The sequence below is a fragment of the [Clostridium] symbiosum ATCC 14940 genome (assembly GCF_000466485.1).
In the GTDB taxonomy this organism is placed as follows: Bacteria; Bacillota; Clostridia; order Lachnospirales; family Lachnospiraceae; genus Otoolea; species Otoolea symbiosa.
Genome location: NZ_KE993015.1, coordinates 1 through 16,945, shown reverse-complemented (window position 1 = coordinate 16,945; position 16,945 = coordinate 1). Strand labels below are relative to the sequence as shown.

Below are 16,945 nucleotides of genomic sequence, written 5' to 3'. Positions count from 1 at the left end.
TCCTAATCAGTCGGTGGTTTTTTCGACTCCCAGCATAACCTTTTCACCGTTGATATTCCATTCTTTTGCATATCCTCCGGTCTGTCCGAGCATGATGTTGTCTGCCAGAACCTCGCCCTTGATTTCGTCCGTGTATTTTTTGAGGATGCCGGCAATGACCTCATTCTCATCCTGGAAAACATTAATGTGGTTCATTACTTCAAAACCGGCTTCTTTACGCATTGTCTGAATTTTGCTGATAATTTCGCGCACAAATCCTTCCTCCACCAGTTCCGGTGTCAGATTCGTATCAAGGACAACGGTAATGGAGTTGTCTCCCTCGGAAATGTAGCCTTCCACCTGAGCCGTATCGATCAGAAGATCCTCTTTTGTCAGAACCACATTTGCTCCGTCAAAGTCAAATGTCAGGCTTCCGCTCTCATTCAGCGTATCCATCGCTTTATTTCCGTCGATTTCAGCCAGGGCCTTTTTAATACTGCCCAGCTGTTTTCCGTATTTTGGTCCCACTGTCTTAAGCTGAGGTTTGAAACTGTAGGATGTGAAATCGCGCACATCGCTGGTAAATATCACCTCTTTTACATTCAGCTCATCTTCGATAATCTCCTGGTAGAATTCCGGAAGAGCTTTTTCCGCCTTTACGAACATCTTGCCGATCGGCTGACGGTTCTTGATATTGGCCGTATTTCTGGCCGCACGGCCGAATACGACAATCTTAAGCACCTCATCCATCCTCGATTCCAGTTCTTTATCAATGCAGTTCTCATCCGCCGCAGGGAAATCGCACAGATGGATGCTCTCAGGGGCATCTTTGTCGATCTTCCTGACGAGGTTCTGGTAGATATCCTCCGTCATAAACGGAACCATCGGAGCGGCCGCCTTGCATACGGTCACAAGTGCGGTATAGAGCGTCATATATGCATTAATCTTATCCTGCTCCATCCCTTTTGCCCAGAAACGCTCGCGGCTTCTTCTTACATACCAGTTGCTCATATCGTCCACAAAATCCTGGAGCGCTCTTGCAGCTTCCGGAATCCTGTAATTTGCCAGATCGTCGTCCACTTCTTTTACAAGCGTGTTCAGCTTGGAGAGCAGCCACTTATCCATAACCGGCAGTTTATCGTACTCCAGTTTATATTCTGTTGCATCAAAATTATCTATATTTGCATATAACACGAAAAATGCATAGGTATTCCAGAGGGTACCCATGAACTTTCTCTGTCCTTCCATTACGGCCTTGCCGTGGAATCGGTTGGGCAGCCATGGCGCGCTGTTTACATAGAAATACCATCTGATGGCATCTGCGCCGTAGGTCTCCAGTGCGTCGAAGGGATCGACCGCATTGCCCTTGGACTTGCTCATCTTCTGCCCATTTTCATCCTGGACATGGCCCATAACGATAACATTCTTATACGGAGCCTTATTGAAAATCAGTGTTGAGATTGCAAGCAGGGAGTAGAACCAGCCTCTCGTCTGATCCACCGCCTCGGAGATAAAATCAGCCGGGAACTGCTGCTCAAACAAATCCTTATTCTCAAATGGGTAATGGTGCTGTGCAAACGGCATGGCGCCGGAATCGAACCAGCAGTCGATTACCTCCGGGACACGGTGCATTTCTTTGCCGCACTCCGGACAGGTGATTGTCACCGAATCAATATACGGGCGGTGAAGCTCGATATCATCCGGGCAGTTGTCCGACATGCTCTTTAACTCTTCGATGCTGCCGATGGAATGCTGGCAGCCGCACTCACACTCCCAGATATTGAGCGGAGTTCCCCAGTAACGGTTACGGCTGATGCCCCAATCCTGGACATTCTCCAGCCAGTCGCCGAAACGTCCTTTACCGATGCTCTCAGGAATCCAGTTGATTGTATTATTATTTCGGATCAGATCCTCCTTCACCGCCGTCATCTGGATGAACCAGGATTCTCTGGCATAGTAAATCAGCGGTGTATCACATCTCCAGCAGTGAGGATAGCTATGCTCAAATACAGGTGCCGAGAAAAGCAGTCCTCTATCTTTCAGGTCCCCGAGCACCAGCGGATCCGCCTTCTTACAGAAGGTTCCCGGCCACAGAGTCTCTTCTGTCATCTCACCTTTTGCATCTACAAGCTGTACGAAAGGAAGGTTATAGTTTCTTCCCACCTTGGAGTCATCCTCACCAAAGGCCGGCGCGATGTGAACTACGCCCGTACCGTCCGTCAGTGTAACGTAGGTGTCGCATGTCACATAAAAAGCTTTTTTGTTCTGTTTCTTACAGGTCTCTACGGCAAAGTCGAATAACGGCTCGTATTCCTTGTACTCCAGCTCTTTTCCCGTATACTTTTCCTTTACCTCATAGGTTCCTTCTCCCAGTACCGTATCGCAGAGCGCTTCGGCCAGATAATATACAGTGCCGTCTTCCTTCATCCGCACTTTAACATAGGATTCCACCGGGTTTACGCAGAGCGCCACGTTGGAGGGCAGAGTCCATGGAGTCGTCGTCCATGCCAAAATGTAGGCGTCTTCATCCGTTACCTTAAATCTGGCGATTGCTGAACGCTCTTTGACATCCTTGTAGCCCTGCGCCACTTCATGGCTGGAAAGCGGAGTTCCGCAGCGCGGGCAGTACGGCACAATCTTGAAGCCTTTATATAAAAGGCCCCTGTCCCAGATCTTTTTCAGAGCCCACCACTCGGACTCGATATACTCATTGTGGTATGTTACGTAAGGATCTTCCATATCAGCCCAGAAGCCGACGGTGGAGGAAAAGTCCTCCCACATTCCCTTGTATTTCCATACGCTTTCTTTACAATGCTCAATAAACGGTTCAAGGCCGTACCCCTCGATCTGCTCCTTGCCGTCCAGTCCCAGGCTCTTCTCTACCTCCAGCTCCACCGGAAGTCCGTGCGTATCCCAGCCGGCCTTTCTCGGTACCATATAGCCCTTCATTGTCCGGTATCTCGGAATCATATCTTTAATGACACGCGTCAGCACATGGCCGATATGGGGTTTTCCGTTGGCCGTGGGGGGGCCGTCATAGAATGTGTAGGTTTCGCCCTCTTTACGGCTGTCGATGCTTTTTTCAAAGATCTGGTGGTCTTCCCAGAACTTCTCGATGTTTTTCTCTCTTTCTACAAAATTAAGGTTTGTAGAGACTTTGTCGTACATAATTGCTTCCTCCTAATCTCTGCTTATAACGATATAAAACGATAACTGCAAGCTCGCGCACAGCTCACCGCCATCAAAAAAACAGGCCCCTATCCCGTAACAGGACAAGGGCCTACTTGCTATACCACCTATTACTGCATACTTCCATATGCGCTCCCTGTAACGGGGGATCCCGTCAAGACTTACTCATACCGGCCGCCTGAAATTACGCTCCTCTGCCGCCGGGTTCAGTCTGAAACTCCGGAGTGATTTTCATATCCGCCCTACTCACAACCGGCTTCCACCGCCCCGGTCTCGCTTTGGCTTTCCTGTCGGAACTACTGTCTCCATCAAAGTTTTTCCATATTATTTCCATTAATTATTTTTGCAATCCTTAGCCTTTTAATTGTAAACACTTTCCATGCAGTTGTCAAGACCGGAACAGTCCCATTTATGCTGCCACAGCCTTTTCACACGAAAATCCGGGGTTACACAGCCACCTTCCATCTGTTTTTGTCCTGATCTGCAAAATTATCTGATATTTTTTTATCACCCTTTTATTTTTTTCCAAATTTGTGGTATACTATGAGCACTTGGTGAGGTATTTTGAAATCCTTCGGGTCATACCCGAAGACTGAACGAGATTTTCCAATCGTACCCGCCACCATCCAAGAAGATAAAACTAAGGAGAAAATCATGTACCAAAGGAACCTGACACTACTGACAGACCTGTATGAACTGACGATGATGCAGGGGTATTTCAAGGAAAAAGACGCCAATGAAACTGTCATTTTTGACGCTTTTTACAGAAGCAACCCGGATGGCAATGCATTTTCCATCTGCGCCGGGCTGGAGCAGGTAATTGAATACGTAAAGAATCTTCATTTTGAGCCGGAAGATGTGGACTATTTAAGGAGCGTGGGACTTTTCGACGAAGACTTCCTCGACTATCTTCTCCACTTCAAATTCTCCGGCGATATCTATGCAATTCCGGAAGGCACCGTCATGTTTCCGCGCGAACCGATCATCAAGGTAATTGCGCCTATCATGGAAGCACAGCTGGTGGAGACTGCCATATTAAATATCATCAACCATCAGAGCCTGATCGCAACCAAGACATCACGCATCGTCTATGCGGCACGCGGAGACGGAATCATGGAATTCGGACTTCGCCGCGCCCAGGGGCCGGACGCGGGAACCTACGGCGCAAGGGCTGCCATGATTGCAGGCTGCATCGGTACTTCCAATGTCCTGGCTGGAAAGCTTTTCGACGTTCCGGTCAAAGGCACCCATGCCCATAGCTGGATTATGAGTTTTCCGGATGAGCTGACGGCCTTCCGTACCTATGCCAAGCTGTACCCGTCCGCCTGTATTCTCCTTGTTGACACCTACGATACATTAAATTCCGGAGTTCCCAATGCCATCAAAGTATTCAGGGAAATGAAGGAAGCCGGGATCCCTCTTACCTTCTACGGAATCCGCCTGGACAGCGGCGACCTTGCCTATCTGTCTAAAAAAGCGAAAAAGATGCTGGATGAAGCCGGTTTCCCGGACGCCACCATCTCAGCTTCAAACGACCTGGATGAATACCTGATCGACAGCTTAAAAATCCAGGGAGCCACCATCAATTCCTGGGGTGTGGGAACCAACCTGATTACCTCCAAGGACTGTCCATCCTTCGGCGGCGTATACAAGCTCGCCGCTATCATGGATAAAAAAACAGGAAAATTCATTCCAAAGATAAAGCTTTCCGAAAATACGGAGAAGGTCACGAACCCGGGCAACAAGACGATCCGCAGGATCTACGACAAAGAAAGCGGAAAAATCATTGCTGATTTGATTTGTCTCGTGGATGAGGTTTATGATGAGAATAATTCCCTTCTTCTCTTTGATCCGGTGGAAACCTGGAAAAAGACACACCTGGCTCCTGGCTCCTACACGATCCGTGAACTGCTTGTTCCGGTATTTAGAAACGGGGAATGTGTTTACCAGTCTCCAAAAGTAATGGAACTGCGGGAATACTGCAGACAAGAACAGGAAACACTCTGGGACGAATCAAGACGTCTCGTCAACCCTCATGAAATTCATGTAGATTTGTCGAATGAACTGTGGCATATGAAAAACCAGCTGCTGGACAGTTATCATTATAATAATTAGGCGCTCCGAATAAAGCCGGGGCCATGTCAAACACCCCGCCGTCATCCAGCCGGCGGGGTCTTCTTCTTTTACACATATCCCATATCAGCCGTCGGAACCGGCTTCTTCCATCTTTTGGATCCGTTTTTCCAGCTCATCGACCTTATCGGACATCTTCAGACAGGCAGTAATGAGCCAGGTCAGCAAAAAAGCGGCGGCAGCCAGCAAGGTCCAAAAATTAGATAAGAAGAAAAAAGCAAGGATGTAAAGCCCCAAAAAACAAGTGATAAATATTCCCAAGAAGTTCTTCATGCGCACCCCCTTATTCTTGAAATGAATGATTCCCAGCTGATTATATCAAATCCCACACCAAAAATACAGAGCGGGCGGGTCACTTTTCCAGCTCTTTAAGCATGATCGGAATGTGCACGAAAACACCTCGCGAATACAATTTAACTGAGGTCCGGAGGACGCGTCCGTAACGGACCATGTCCGGTGTGGCGAGGGAGGGCTGGCTGAGTCTTCCGTCCCTGTGGGAGGTTATTGCGGAGGGGGAATCCGGCCGGAATGAATTGCTGCAGAGACCGTTTGCACTCTTTGGAGTGCGCATCGGAATGCTAAGCTCGTGAGGACCTCGCTAAGCACCGGCGGACTCCCAGGTCCCCTCCGCAATTGATTCCGCCTACTTCCCCCGGTCAGGTTTTCGCCGGGGACGGAAGACTCAGGCGGATGTTTTCGCACACCGGACCCGGTCCGTTCCGGGCGCTGATTGTCCTTAAATGGGGAGGGCCTTGTCGCAACCACTACGTGTTTCAGGCGGGCAGATATCAAATCTTCCACAATTTAAAAAAGGCGCATTGAAAGCATATCGTATTTCCCGTACACGGAAGCTCTTAGTGGCCGCGACAAGGTCCGCGCACGCAATGCGGACATTATACCATCTCTGAGGGATGTGTTTTATACGTTGCAAGACTTACCGTCACAAGAACGACAGCGCAGACCAGGGAACCTGGAACCGCAGAGCCCAGTCCCCATGGTTTTCCTATCAAATCCCAGCCGATACTCACAACAAAGCCGGAAACAATACTTGCTATAATTCCCGCATTGGTGGCTTTTCGCCAATAGAGCGCCGCCAAAGCCGGTAGGCCTACCGATGCGGCGTAGAAGGTCCATGCAAACATCAGGGCATTATACGCATTCTTTATGTAAAGGGCGATAATCAATGCTCCTATTGCAAGCACCGCCGACAGGATACGGGATATGAATACTTCCCTTTTATCGGACATTTTAGGATTCAGCGTCTTTCCCAGGTCCTGTACAAAAGTCTGTGTGGAGATAAGCAGATAACTGTCCGCCGAGCTCATCATAACCGAAAGAAGGCCCGCCAGACAAAGTCCCGTGATACCGACCGGAAGAATATGGATTACCAGCCCCGGAATGACGGCCTCCGCAGTTCCGTAAAGCTCTTTCACATTCGGCAGGATCTGTCTTCCCATCAGCCCCAGCATCAGGATAATAAAAATGGTGCATCCATAGATGGAGGTTCCCCAGAACATCCCCTCTTTGGCTGCTTTCCGGCTCTTGGCCGCAAATGCCCGCTGCCACATCTCGGCCCCCGCCATCGTAAATACCAGGTATGTTACAATATCCCCGACCACCTTGCCGTCGATGTTAGGAATCAGCATCTCCTTCGGAACATTACTCCAAAAATTCCCAAAGCCGCCGAGATATCGGATCCCCGAAAGCGGAAGCAGGATATAGACAAAAATAATCAGCATGAAAAACTGCACTACATCCGTATACACTACGCCGAACAGACCGGAGGCCGCCGTATAAAAAATAAATATAAATGTTGCCAGACATGCTCCCATCTCGTAGGTAATCCCAATTTTACCGCCAATCATTTTCACAATTACCGCAACGGCAGTGATCTGGGATGCCACAGTTCCCATCATCGTATAGCCGATCAGCAGCGCGATCAGGCATTTTGCCGTTTTACTGAAACGTTTTTCAAACAACTCCGGTATCGACGTAATATTATACTTTACGCCTACCTCCTGAATTCGGCCGCTGATTCCGGAAAACACAAACATTCCGATCAGATAAGGCAGAGCCGTAACCACCGCAAGGGAGCCATAATCATATCCTAGTCCCGCTCTTCCCATCATCGCGCTTCCGCCGATAATCGTTGCACATACCGTTCCCGCCAAAACCAGAGGGCCAAGGCTCCGGCCTGCCACATAATAGTCACCTGCATTCTGAATCCGCCTGACGAAATAAACTCCAATCCCAAGCATTCCCAGCAGATACAGCGCCACTATTACCAGATCCAGTGTCGTAATGTTGCTCAAATCCTGCATAAGCAACCCTCCTTTATGATATTTTTATAGAATCAGCATCATCTCAAAAAAGGCTGAACCCGTCTTTCTCCTAAGATGCATTCTTCTTTTCGTTTTTCCTTACGGAATTCCCATGGAAAGGACTCCCATGAGCAATAGATTCAATAATTCAATAGATTTGATAAAATAGAACTAAGATTCCCCTGTTATCAGGTAATATAATCATCTGTAAAATATTATAGCATTATTTTAACAATACAGTCAAGATTTACCTGTACAAAGAAGGTTGGACGCCGCCGGGATGTCCAGCGGACGGGGCGGTGAGGGTGATTGGATGAGTCTTTTGTCCCGGGGTGAATTGCTGTGAGTTGGGACTGCAAAGAAGATATAGTCTGCGGATCACGTGTTCACTCGGTGGAATGCATCGGCCCCGTCCACCGGCCTGCGGCCGCTGGATCAAAAAATGATGCCGCCGGTTCTCCCTGCAGCATCATTTTTCTATTCTTTATTCGTCCCAGTTGTGGTAAGTTGCCTGGACATCGTCATCGTCATCCAGGAGATCCAGAATCCGGTTCATCTTTTTGATGGCGTCATCGTCCGTTAACTCTACCCAGGTCTGGGGAATCATCGTAACATCGGCTTCCATCATTGGTATTCCTTCTTTTTCAAGCGCTTCACGGACCGCTGAAAAATCCTCCGGGGCTGTGATTACTTCATAGCTGTCTTCCTCTTCTGCGAAATCTTCTGCGCCTGCATCGAGAGACAGCATCATCAGTTCGTCCGCATCCATCTCGCACTCTTCTTTGTCGATAATAATCTGACCCTTCTTATCAAACATGAAGGAGACGCTTCCCGGCGTTCCGACGTTTCCGCCGCCCTTGGTAAAGGCGCTTCTCACATTGGCAGCCGTACGGTTTTTATTATCGGTCAGCGCATCTACGATGATAGCGACGCCGTTAGGGCCGTATCCTTCGTATGTAAGGTTTTCATAGTTTACAGAGTTGGCATCTCCCGCCGCTTTTTTGATACCGCGCTCAATCGTGTCGTTCGGCATGTTGTTCGCTTTCGCTTTCGCGATTACGTCGCGAAGACGGCTGTTGTTGGCCGGATCCGCTCCGCCCTCTTTTACGGCAACGGCAATCTCACGTCCAATTACAGTAAAAATCTTGCCCTTCGCTGAATCATTCTTTTCCTTTTTGTGCTTAATATTGGCGAACTTTGAATGTCCTGACATAAAAATAACACTCCTCTTTCTATAATAAAATATGATTTCCGGATCACACCGTGTGCTCCCGGGTTAAATATTACATGGTAATTATGCTCACAATCTTTACTATTCTAGCACTAATGGGATGGGAGCGCAAGTATTTTCCGGTTATTATTTCATTCAATGCCCCGGTTCATCGCGCTGCTAAGTCCGATAGGACCTTACTAATCAGCGATGGATTCCAAAGGCATCCGCAGACCGGAACGAAAGACTCAGCCAGCCCCCTCACCACACCGGACATGGTCCGTTCCCGACGCGTCCTCCATCCACAGCCAATAAGTCTGCAATTATGCTTAACCCTCGCTTACCTCCCCACATACAATAGTAGTATATTCTTTTAATCAGGAGACTTAAATTATGCCTGAATCAGCTATGATTATCACGCCGCTCCATATTCTCTATCTCGTGGGAGTGGTTTCTGTTCTCGCCGTAATGGTCCTGAGGCGGGATACTCCTCTCGTATGCACCCTGTTTCTTTTTCTGCTGGGCGCTCTCGGGCTCCACTCTTTTATCGGCGGTATTCAAACGGTATTTAATGCCATTTTATATGCAGCCAGGGAATTTATGGAGATCATCGCCACTATCGCACTGGTCACCGCCCTTTCTAAATGTATGGCGGATCTGGGAAGCGATCGTCTTCTGATGGAGCCGATGTCAAAGGTAATGAAAACACCGGCGCGCACCTGGTGGCTTCTGGGTGTTACGATGTTTCTGTTTTCTCTCTTCTTATGGCCCTCCCCGTCAGTTGCCCTCGTCGGCGCGATTATGATTCCGTTTGCCGTCCGGGCCGGACTCTCACCTCTGGCCGCTGCCATGGCCATGAACTTGTTTGGCCATGGTTTTGCCCTAAGCTATGATGTGGTGATACAGGGCGCTCCGGCCATATCGGCGGCAGCAGCGGGAATTTCTGCGGCCGACATCCTTTCCCAGGCATGGCCGGTTTTCTGGGTTATGGGCGGCGTCACCGTCCTGTCCGCCTTTCTTCTGAACAGGAAATCCATGGGTACGGCAAAGCTTTCCTCAAGCGGAAATGTCGTAAATAAACAGGACTCCGGGAGCCAGGGCAATTCCAGGGCAGCTCTGGCGCTGGCAGCCGCCGTTCCCCTCGCCTTCCTGGCGGATATTGTATGCATGCTGGCCCTCGACTTAAACGGCGGAGACGCTACCAGCGTTGTATCCGGTACAGCCGTCCTGCTTATGTGTTTCGGCGCCGTACTCGGTTTTGGAAAACAGTCGCCTGAGAAGGTCACGCGTTATCTGACCGACGGCTTTCTGTTTGCTATCCGTATTTTTGCCCCCGTGATCGTTATCGGGGCTTTCTTCTTTCTCGGAGGAGGAGGCATCACCTCGATTCTCGGGGAAGGTTTTGGCGACGGGATTTTGAATGACTGGGCTGTCTGGCTTGCCGCCCATACTCCTCTGAATCCGTATATTGCCGCTTTTTTCCAATTGATTATCGGGTGTCTGACCGGTCTTGACGGCTCCGGCTTTTCAGGTCTTCCGCTCACCGGCGCTCTCGCCCATACCTTCGGAACCGCTACTTTCGCCTCTGTTCCCGTCCTGGCCGCTCTCGGACAGATTGGCGCCATCTTTGTAGGCGGAGGCACCATCGTTCCCTGGGGACTGATTCCAGTGGCAGCCATCTGCAATGTAAGCCCGATTGAGCTGGCGCGGAAAAACCTGCCCCCTGTTCTGATTGGCTTAACGGCAGCTTTTATAGCAGCCTGCCTGATGCTGGTTTAATACGTTTAATACGTAACAGTTCAGCCATGATGTATTCCGCAAGGTGTTTTCACAGTTTTTGTGAAAATCCCGATTTATGCGGCGCGGAGTAGTTTGACCGAAGGCTGACTGTAGCTTTACCTGTAAGTAACCTGTACACACAGTCTAGATTTAAGGAGGAATTATTATGTGCGGAATAGCCGGCTTTTTCAACCCGGAAATGGATTTTACGAAGGAGAAGGTGTATAATCTGAATATTCTGGATGCCATGAACCAGGCACAAAAAAGGCGGGGGCCGGATGACGAGGGTACGTTTTTAAATGAACATTTCGGTCTGGCCCAGGTACGCCTGGCTATCGTCGATCTGCTCACCGGCCATCAGCCCATGCTCCATCGGTCCGGATCCCGGACCTTCGGTATCGTATATAACGGAGAGCTTTATAATACAAAGGAGCTCAGAGATGAATTGAAAACGGAAGGAGCGGCCTTTGACACGGACAGCGATACGGAAGTCCTATTAAACGCCTATCTGGCCTGGGGTACCGATTTTATCAGCAGGGTCAATGGAATCTTTGCACTCGCAATCATGGATACGGCAAAAAACCAGCTCCTTCTTTACCGGGACCGCTCCGGTATCAAGCCGCTTTTCTATACGGCCTGCGAGGAGACGGGAACCGTTCACTTTGCTTCGGAACTGAAGGCGCTCCTGGCCTGCCCGGGTATCCGCCCCGAAATTGACAGGGACGGACTGAATGAAATATTCAGCATCGGCCCGGCCAGAACCAGCGGCTGCGGCGTCTTTCGAAATATCAAAGAAGTGCTGCCCGGCCATTTTCTCTGCTGCACTCCCTCAGGAAACCGTCTTAAAGCCTACTGGAAGCTGAAAAGCCTGCCGCATACCGATTCTTTTGAAGATACGGTGGAAAAAACAGGTTTCCTTCTCCGGGACGCCGTAAAAAGACAGATGGTTTCCGATGTTCCCATCTGCACCTTTTTGTCGGGAGGCGTTGATTCCTCTCTTGTCTCTGCGATCTGCGCCAGAGAACTGGAAAACCGGAACCAGAAGCTTCACACTTATTCCTTTGACTTCGCGGGAAATGCGGAAAATTTCAAGGCCAGCTCCTTCCAGCCCTCCCAGGATCGTCCCTTTGTAGACAAGATGGTAGATTTCCTTGGCTCCGAGCATACGTACCTCGAATGTTCCACCAAAGACCAGGCCGATCTTCTCTTCGATTCAGTCAGGGCCCATGATCTGCCGGCCATGGCCGACGTCGATTCTTCCCTGCTCTATTTTTGTTCCCTTGTCGCCAGAAAGCACAAGGTTGCCCTGACAGGGGAATGCGCGGATGAAATCTTCGGCGGTTATCCCTGGTTTCATAAAAAGGAATGCTTCTTAGCAGACACCTTCCCCTGGACGATGGATCTGGAGGCCCGCAAGGTTCTGCTTTCCGATGATTTTCTCGATTTTCTAAAAATGGAGGATTACGTAAAACACGCATATGAAGCTTCCGTGGCAGAGGTTCCGAAGCTGGCCGGAGAAGGCGCGGAGGAGGCCAGACGGCGGGAAATCTCCTATCTGAACCTGAGATGGTTCATGCAGACGCTGTTAAACAGAATGGATCGGACCAGTATGTACAGCGGGCTGGAGGCCCGGGTTCCTTTTGCCGATCACCGTATTATAGAATATCTCTTTAATGTCCCCTGGGATATGAAGGCCCGGGGCAATATTGTAAAAGCGCTTCTGCGGGAAGCCGGCCGCGGGCTGCTTCCCGACGAGATACTGTTTAGGAGGAAATCACCCTATCCAAAGACTTATGACAGAAAATACGAAGCGCTGCTGGCCGGACGTGTCCGTGATATCCTAAACGACTCTTCCTCCCCTGTGCTTGGCTTTGTGGACAAAAAGAAAGCAGAACGCTTTCTGGAAAGCCCGTCGGATTACGGTAAGCCATGGTATGGCCAGCTTATGGCAGCGCCCCAGCTTATGGCCTACCTGATTCAGGTGGATTTCTGGATGCGCGAATACCATGTAACCGTAATCCGGTAAGTACCGGGTCCGCGTTCTGCTACCTGTTAAAGTTAAAATGTTCCCGATCCTCCTCCAGAATCAGGTCACTCCTGCTGTCCGCGTCCGTAATGAGGCGGATCGGGCGGCAGGGATTGCCGTAAGCCAGATAATGGGCCGGAATATCCTTTGTCACGACGCTGCCGGCCCCAATCACGGCTCCGTCGCCGATTCTTACGCCGCCAAGCACTACTACATTGCAGGCCAGCCAGACGTTATCGCCGATATGGATTTCTTCTGCAAATTCAGCCATCGTTGTGCTGCCGTTCCTATCCAGTCCAACTCTCTCTTTAGCAATCAGGGGATGATTTGTGGCCATCAGCGATACATTCGGCCCGAAACAGACATTATCTCCTATAAAAATTCTCGCGTCATCTATCACCATAAGGTTGAAATTGGCAAAGAAATTCTCTCCGATATACGTATGGCTCCCATAGTTAAACTGTACAGGCCCCTGGAAATAACATGTTCTTCCCATTTTGCCGATAATCCCGCGCAGAACCGCAATTCGTTCCGGATCGTATTCATCCATGGCATTGTAACGGCGACATGCCTCATGAGCCTTATGCTTGATATCCTTCAGTTCCGTCTTTCTCGGATCAAACATTTTTCCTGCAAAAATCTTCTCTTCCTCGTTCATAATTTCCCCCTCTGAAATTTGCTTCCATCTCCCTGAAAAATCAACTCTGAATCCCCGTAAGCCTACCCCTGAATCTCAAGCGTCAGGTTTTTCAGCCACTTTTTCTGCCTGTAACGGATATAACTTAAAATTGTTTTATAAACCTCTTCCAGAGTAACCATCGCATAAACTATGTAAATCGGCTGTTTCAGCACCAGGCCGCCGATAAAGGCCATCGGAATTCCAATCAGCCAGACGCCGCTGCAGTCCAGGAACAGACAGACTTTCGTATCACCGCCGCTTCGCAGTACCCCCACTATATTGACATAGTTAAACATTTTAAACGGCATAAACAGCGAGAAGACAATCAGACAGAGACTGACATCCCGGGCCACCTCTCCGCCCAGACGGTAAAGATCGATAATCTGCCACCGGACTCCCGCACAGATAAAGGCCATGATAACCGTAACAATAAACTGGAGTATCAGGAAGTTTTTCGCATACCGCTCCGCCTTTTTCAGATGGCCGGCGCCCAGCTCATTTCCGAGGATAACCGCCGTCGCTGCGCTCAGCCCCTGGAACAGGACAGACATAATATCCTGGATCGTCGTAGCTACCGTAATAGCGGCAACCGCGTTATCCCCCATGCGCCCATACGCCAGAGAATACATCGTAACGCCCAGCCCCCAGATAAATTCGTTTGCGATAACCGGGGAGGCCGTTGCGAAGAATTTCTTTACAAATGAGGCCGAATAGCCGAACAGCTCTCTGGGCCGGCATGCAATCGGAGATTTCTTCAGATATACGACAAGAAGGAGGGCCGTCATTTCCACAATACGGGCTATCAGCGTTGCCAGTGCCGCGCCTACCACGCCCATGGCCGGCGCCCCGAATTTGCCGAAAATAAACATATAATTGAAAAAAATATTAATTAAAATCGTGCAGCTGCTTATTACAACGGGAGCTTTTACTTTTCCTACCGCCCTCTGCATCGCAACGTAAGTGTTGCTGACGGCAATAAAAGGATAGGAAAGAGCAACCAGGGACAAATAGGATGCCCCGATCCGTATGGTATCCCCTCCAGTCGTAAAGATTCTCATCACATGTTTCGGGCATGCGACTGCCGGAATAAAGAAAGCAAGCGCGGCGCCGATTGCCAGAAGCAGCGCCAGCCCCAGGACTTTCCTGATATTTTTCACATCATTATTACCCCAGAACTGGGCTGCCAGAATCCCGGAACCGCTGACGATGCCAAACACCAGCAGCGTCATTACAAAAAACACCTTGTTGGCCAATCCCACCGCAGCGATGGAGGTGGCCCCCAGCGAGCCAATCATCATGGTATCCACCATGTTGACAATTGTATTCAGCATGCCCTGCATCGCCACAGGCAGCGCTATTCTTACAGCCTTGGAAAGGAATATCCTGTCCGTCATCATAATCTTCGTATCTTGCAGTATCGCTCTCATAATCCCCTTCTTCCAAATCAGTCCGCCCCGCTGCGACAAAAAGCACAGATGTTTTTTACCGCCGGGCCATCAAAAGAACGCCCGGGCCACGCTCAGGCGTTCATATACTTAATTTTTCGCTTCCGTTTCATCTTTTTTCTCCAAAACAGGAACCGCCGTCACGGCATGAATCATCTTATTCTCAACAGAAAGCACTTTGAAGAGGTAATTTTTATATTCCACCTCAAGCTGCTCCCCTTCCTTGGGAATGCGGTCCAGCTTGGAAATCAGAAATCCGTTGAGGGTATCGTAATTCTCGTAATCCTCATCATCAAATTCCACATCCAGGGCTTCCCCCACCTCGTCCAGCGGTGCCAGCCCGTCAAAAATAAAACTTCCGTCATCACGTCTGGATATATATTCCTCATCCTCGTCGTATTCATCGAGGATATTGCCTACTATCTCCTCCAGAATATCTTCCATCGTGACGATTCCGGCTGTCTGACCATACTCGTCCACTACAATCTCCATATGTATTTTCTGGGACTGCATTTCCTTGAACAGCGTGTCCACATGTCTGGTCTCAGGTATAAAATGGGCGTCGCGTAACAGCCCGTCCAGCTCTTTTAAATTCTTCCTTCGGTTCTCTTCTTTCTCTGCAAAGCCCAGAGCATCCCTCATATGCAGGATTCCGATGATATCGTCGATATCCTTCTCAAATACAGGGAAACGCGAATTGTTGGCCTCCGTGAGAATATAAGTAACCGCTTCGTCCAGTGACATCGACGCATCCAGCGCCGTTATATTCGTCCTGTGTGTCATGATATCTCCGGCTTCTTTGTCATTCAGCTCAAAAATATTCGTGATCATCTCGGCCTCTCCGGCCTCCAGAACTCCCTGCTCATGGCCTTCATTGACCATCAGCATAATATCTTCCTGTGTTACGTTATCGTCATCGGAATTCAAATCAATTCCCATCGGCTTCAGCACCAGTGCCGAGAGCGCCGATATGAGAAATGTAAACGGCCTCAGCAGGATCACAAACACCTGCACGATTGAAAAAACACCGTATCCCCACTTCTCCGGCTTTCTGGCCCCGCATTTCTTAGGAATCACAATGCCGAAACTGATAAGCACCGCCAGCACTATGACGCCGGCCGCCGCCACACTCGCCGAATAAACCAGCATCTCGTGGCCGTCCTCCGAATGCTTCACAAGCATCTGGAAAAGCTGGCCGAGCTGGCGCATCACATAAGCACCGGCCACTATTCCGATTATATTCGTCATTACCTGGACCGTATTGATAAATTCGCCAGGCTTATTGATCAGCCTCAAAAGTTTCCCGGCCCGTTCGTTTCCTTCTTCCGCCTCCTTTTCAAGGCTGTTTACGTTTAGGTTCTGTATGGCTGAACCAAATCCGTATAAAACCGCGTCAATCAGAATAAAACCAACCAGTATCAGTATACTTAAGGGCCAATACCCATCGTCCATATTTCTTTCTTACTCCTTTAAACTGTGATGGTGTAAAGTCTGCTAAATACAGCTTTCCATCGTTTCTTTCGTACATTTATTAACGATCTTTGCAAAAGCGGCATATAAACCGGCCCGTGCAAAATCCTTTACGGAAAATAAATCCTGACATCTGTCACTATATCATCTTTTAATGAGGTTCGTCAATGATAACCTATGTATCCAGCTCAAGGCTTATCATCAGCGCACGATCCACGTCTTTTAACAGCTCGTCGTCAATATGGCAGATTCTTTCTTTCAGCCGCTGTTTGTCTATGGTCCGAAGCTGCTCGAGCAGGATTACCGAATCCCGGATCATATCACACCTCTTTGTATTCAGCTCCACATGGGTGGGCAGCTTCGCTTTATTCATCTTTGATGTAATTGCTGCACAGATTACAGTGGGGCTGTGCTTGTTCCCTATATCATTTTGTATAATCAGCACCGGTCTTACACCGCCCTGTTCCGAACCCACAACCGGTCTCAAATCTGCATAATAAATATCTCCACGTCTGATAATCAATGTTCTCACTCTCCGTCAAATTCTTCATGTCCTTAGTATTGACCTGTTTTGACCCGAGTATTCCGTCAACCGGATACTTTTTTCAGCGCCGTCATCCCCTATTGATTTATCATATGGGAAAAACAGGCTGACAGTTCACGGAAAAGAGAAATATTGAATTTAACTGAGGCCCGGAGGACGCGTCCGGAACG

At 49.2% G+C, this 16,945-nt stretch carries 11 protein-coding genes; 3 read left to right on the top strand and 8 right to left on the bottom strand.

The window, feature by feature from the left end; translation table 11 throughout:
- Positions 1-6: 6 nt before the first annotated feature.
- A complete protein-coding gene (gene ileS, locus CLOSYM_RS18985) occupies positions 7-3,147 on the bottom strand; it encodes an isoleucine--tRNA ligase (RefSeq protein ID WP_021643405.1) in 3,141 nt (1,046 codons plus the stop codon).
- A gap of 675 nt (positions 3,148-3,822) precedes the next feature.
- Between ileS and CLOSYM_RS18980 the strand changes: the two genes are divergently transcribed.
- Positions 3,823-5,283: a nicotinate phosphoribosyltransferase gene (locus tag CLOSYM_RS18980; protein ID WP_003504435.1), complete on the top strand. Its 1,461-nt coding sequence runs from the start codon at positions 3,823-3,825 to the stop codon at positions 5,281-5,283.
- Positions 5,284-5,367: 84 nt separating this feature from the next.
- Here CLOSYM_RS18980 and CLOSYM_RS18975 read toward each other — a convergent pair whose 3' ends face one another.
- From CLOSYM_RS18975 to CLOSYM_RS18965, 3 genes are all read right to left on the bottom strand, one after another.
- The gene (locus CLOSYM_RS18975; protein ID WP_009296402.1) at positions 5,368-5,574 is read right to left on the bottom strand and encodes a hypothetical protein; all 207 of its coding nucleotides are present in this window, start codon (positions 5,572-5,574) and stop codon (positions 5,368-5,370) included.
- A gap of 620 nt (positions 5,575-6,194) precedes the next feature.
- Entirely contained in the window at positions 6,195-7,622 is a 1,428-nt protein-coding gene (locus tag CLOSYM_RS18970) for a sodium:solute symporter family protein (RefSeq protein WP_003504430.1), read from the bottom strand.
- A gap of 484 nt (positions 7,623-8,106) precedes the next feature.
- Positions 8,107-8,835, bottom strand: coding sequence for a YebC/PmpR family DNA-binding transcriptional regulator (locus CLOSYM_RS18965; RefSeq protein ID WP_003504427.1), 729 nt, complete (start codon positions 8,833-8,835; stop codon positions 8,107-8,109).
- Positions 8,836-9,225: 390 nt separating this feature from the next.
- Here CLOSYM_RS18965 and CLOSYM_RS18960 point away from each other — a divergent pair, with 390 nt between their 5' ends.
- Both CLOSYM_RS18960 and asnB read left to right on the top strand, forming a co-directional pair.
- Positions 9,226-10,611 (top strand): hypothetical protein, encoded by a 1,386-nt coding sequence (locus CLOSYM_RS18960; protein ID WP_021643401.1) that lies wholly within the window; start codon positions 9,226-9,228, stop codon positions 10,609-10,611.
- Between the two features lie 166 nt (positions 10,612-10,777).
- Positions 10,778-12,637 carry an asparagine synthase (glutamine-hydrolyzing) gene (gene asnB, locus CLOSYM_RS18955; protein ID WP_003504424.1) on the top strand — a complete coding sequence of 620 codons (1,860 nt, stop codon included), beginning with the start codon at positions 10,778-10,780 and terminating at the stop codon, positions 12,635-12,637.
- A 19-nt stretch (positions 12,638-12,656) separates the two neighbouring features.
- Here asnB and CLOSYM_RS18950 read toward each other — a convergent pair whose 3' ends face one another.
- The 4 genes from CLOSYM_RS18950 to CLOSYM_RS18935 form a co-directional block, all read right to left on the bottom strand.
- Positions 12,657-13,295, bottom strand: coding sequence for a sugar O-acetyltransferase (locus CLOSYM_RS18950; protein ID WP_021643400.1), 639 nt, complete (start codon positions 13,293-13,295; stop codon positions 12,657-12,659).
- 62 nt (positions 13,296-13,357) lie between these two features.
- A complete protein-coding gene (locus CLOSYM_RS18945; protein WP_009296406.1) occupies positions 13,358-14,743 on the bottom strand; it encodes an MATE family efflux transporter in 1,386 nt (461 codons plus the stop codon).
- Between the two features lie 108 nt (positions 14,744-14,851).
- Positions 14,852-16,213, bottom strand: a complete 1,362-nt coding sequence (locus tag CLOSYM_RS18940; protein ID WP_021643398.1) for a hemolysin family protein — start codon at positions 16,211-16,213, stop codon at positions 14,852-14,854.
- Positions 16,214-16,406: 193 nt separating this feature from the next.
- A complete protein-coding gene (locus CLOSYM_RS18935; protein ID WP_003504415.1) occupies positions 16,407-16,754 on the bottom strand; it encodes a type II toxin-antitoxin system PemK/MazF family toxin in 348 nt (115 codons plus the stop codon).
- Positions 16,755-16,945 lie beyond the last annotated feature (191 nt).

Bases quoted from the DNA above. Each gene is read 5' to 3' on its own strand.
- ileS (WP_021643405.1), bottom strand. From the start codon at position 3,147: ATGTACGACAAAGTCTCTACAAACCTTAATTTTGTAGAAAGAGAGAAA.
- CLOSYM_RS18980 (WP_003504435.1), top strand. From the start codon at position 3,823: ATGTACCAAAGGAACCTGACACTACTGACAGACCTGTATGAACTGACG.
- CLOSYM_RS18975 (WP_009296402.1), bottom strand. From the start codon at position 5,574: ATGAAGAACTTCTTGGGAATATTTATCACTTGTTTTTTGGGGCTTTAC.
- CLOSYM_RS18970 (WP_003504430.1), bottom strand. From the start codon at position 7,622: ATGCAGGATTTGAGCAACATTACGACACTGGATCTGGTAATAGTGGCG.
- CLOSYM_RS18965 (WP_003504427.1), bottom strand. From the start codon at position 8,835: ATGTCAGGACATTCAAAGTTCGCCAATATTAAGCACAAAAAGGAAAAG.
- CLOSYM_RS18960 (WP_021643401.1), top strand. From the start codon at position 9,226: ATGCCTGAATCAGCTATGATTATCACGCCGCTCCATATTCTCTATCTC.
- asnB (WP_003504424.1), top strand. From the start codon at position 10,778: ATGTGCGGAATAGCCGGCTTTTTCAACCCGGAAATGGATTTTACGAAG.
- CLOSYM_RS18950 (WP_021643400.1), bottom strand. From the start codon at position 13,295: ATGAACGAGGAAGAGAAGATTTTTGCAGGAAAAATGTTTGATCCGAGA.
- CLOSYM_RS18945 (WP_009296406.1), bottom strand. From the start codon at position 14,743: ATGAGAGCGATACTGCAAGATACGAAGATTATGATGACGGACAGGATA.
- CLOSYM_RS18940 (WP_021643398.1), bottom strand. From the start codon at position 16,213: ATGGACGATGGGTATTGGCCCTTAAGTATACTGATACTGGTTGGTTTT.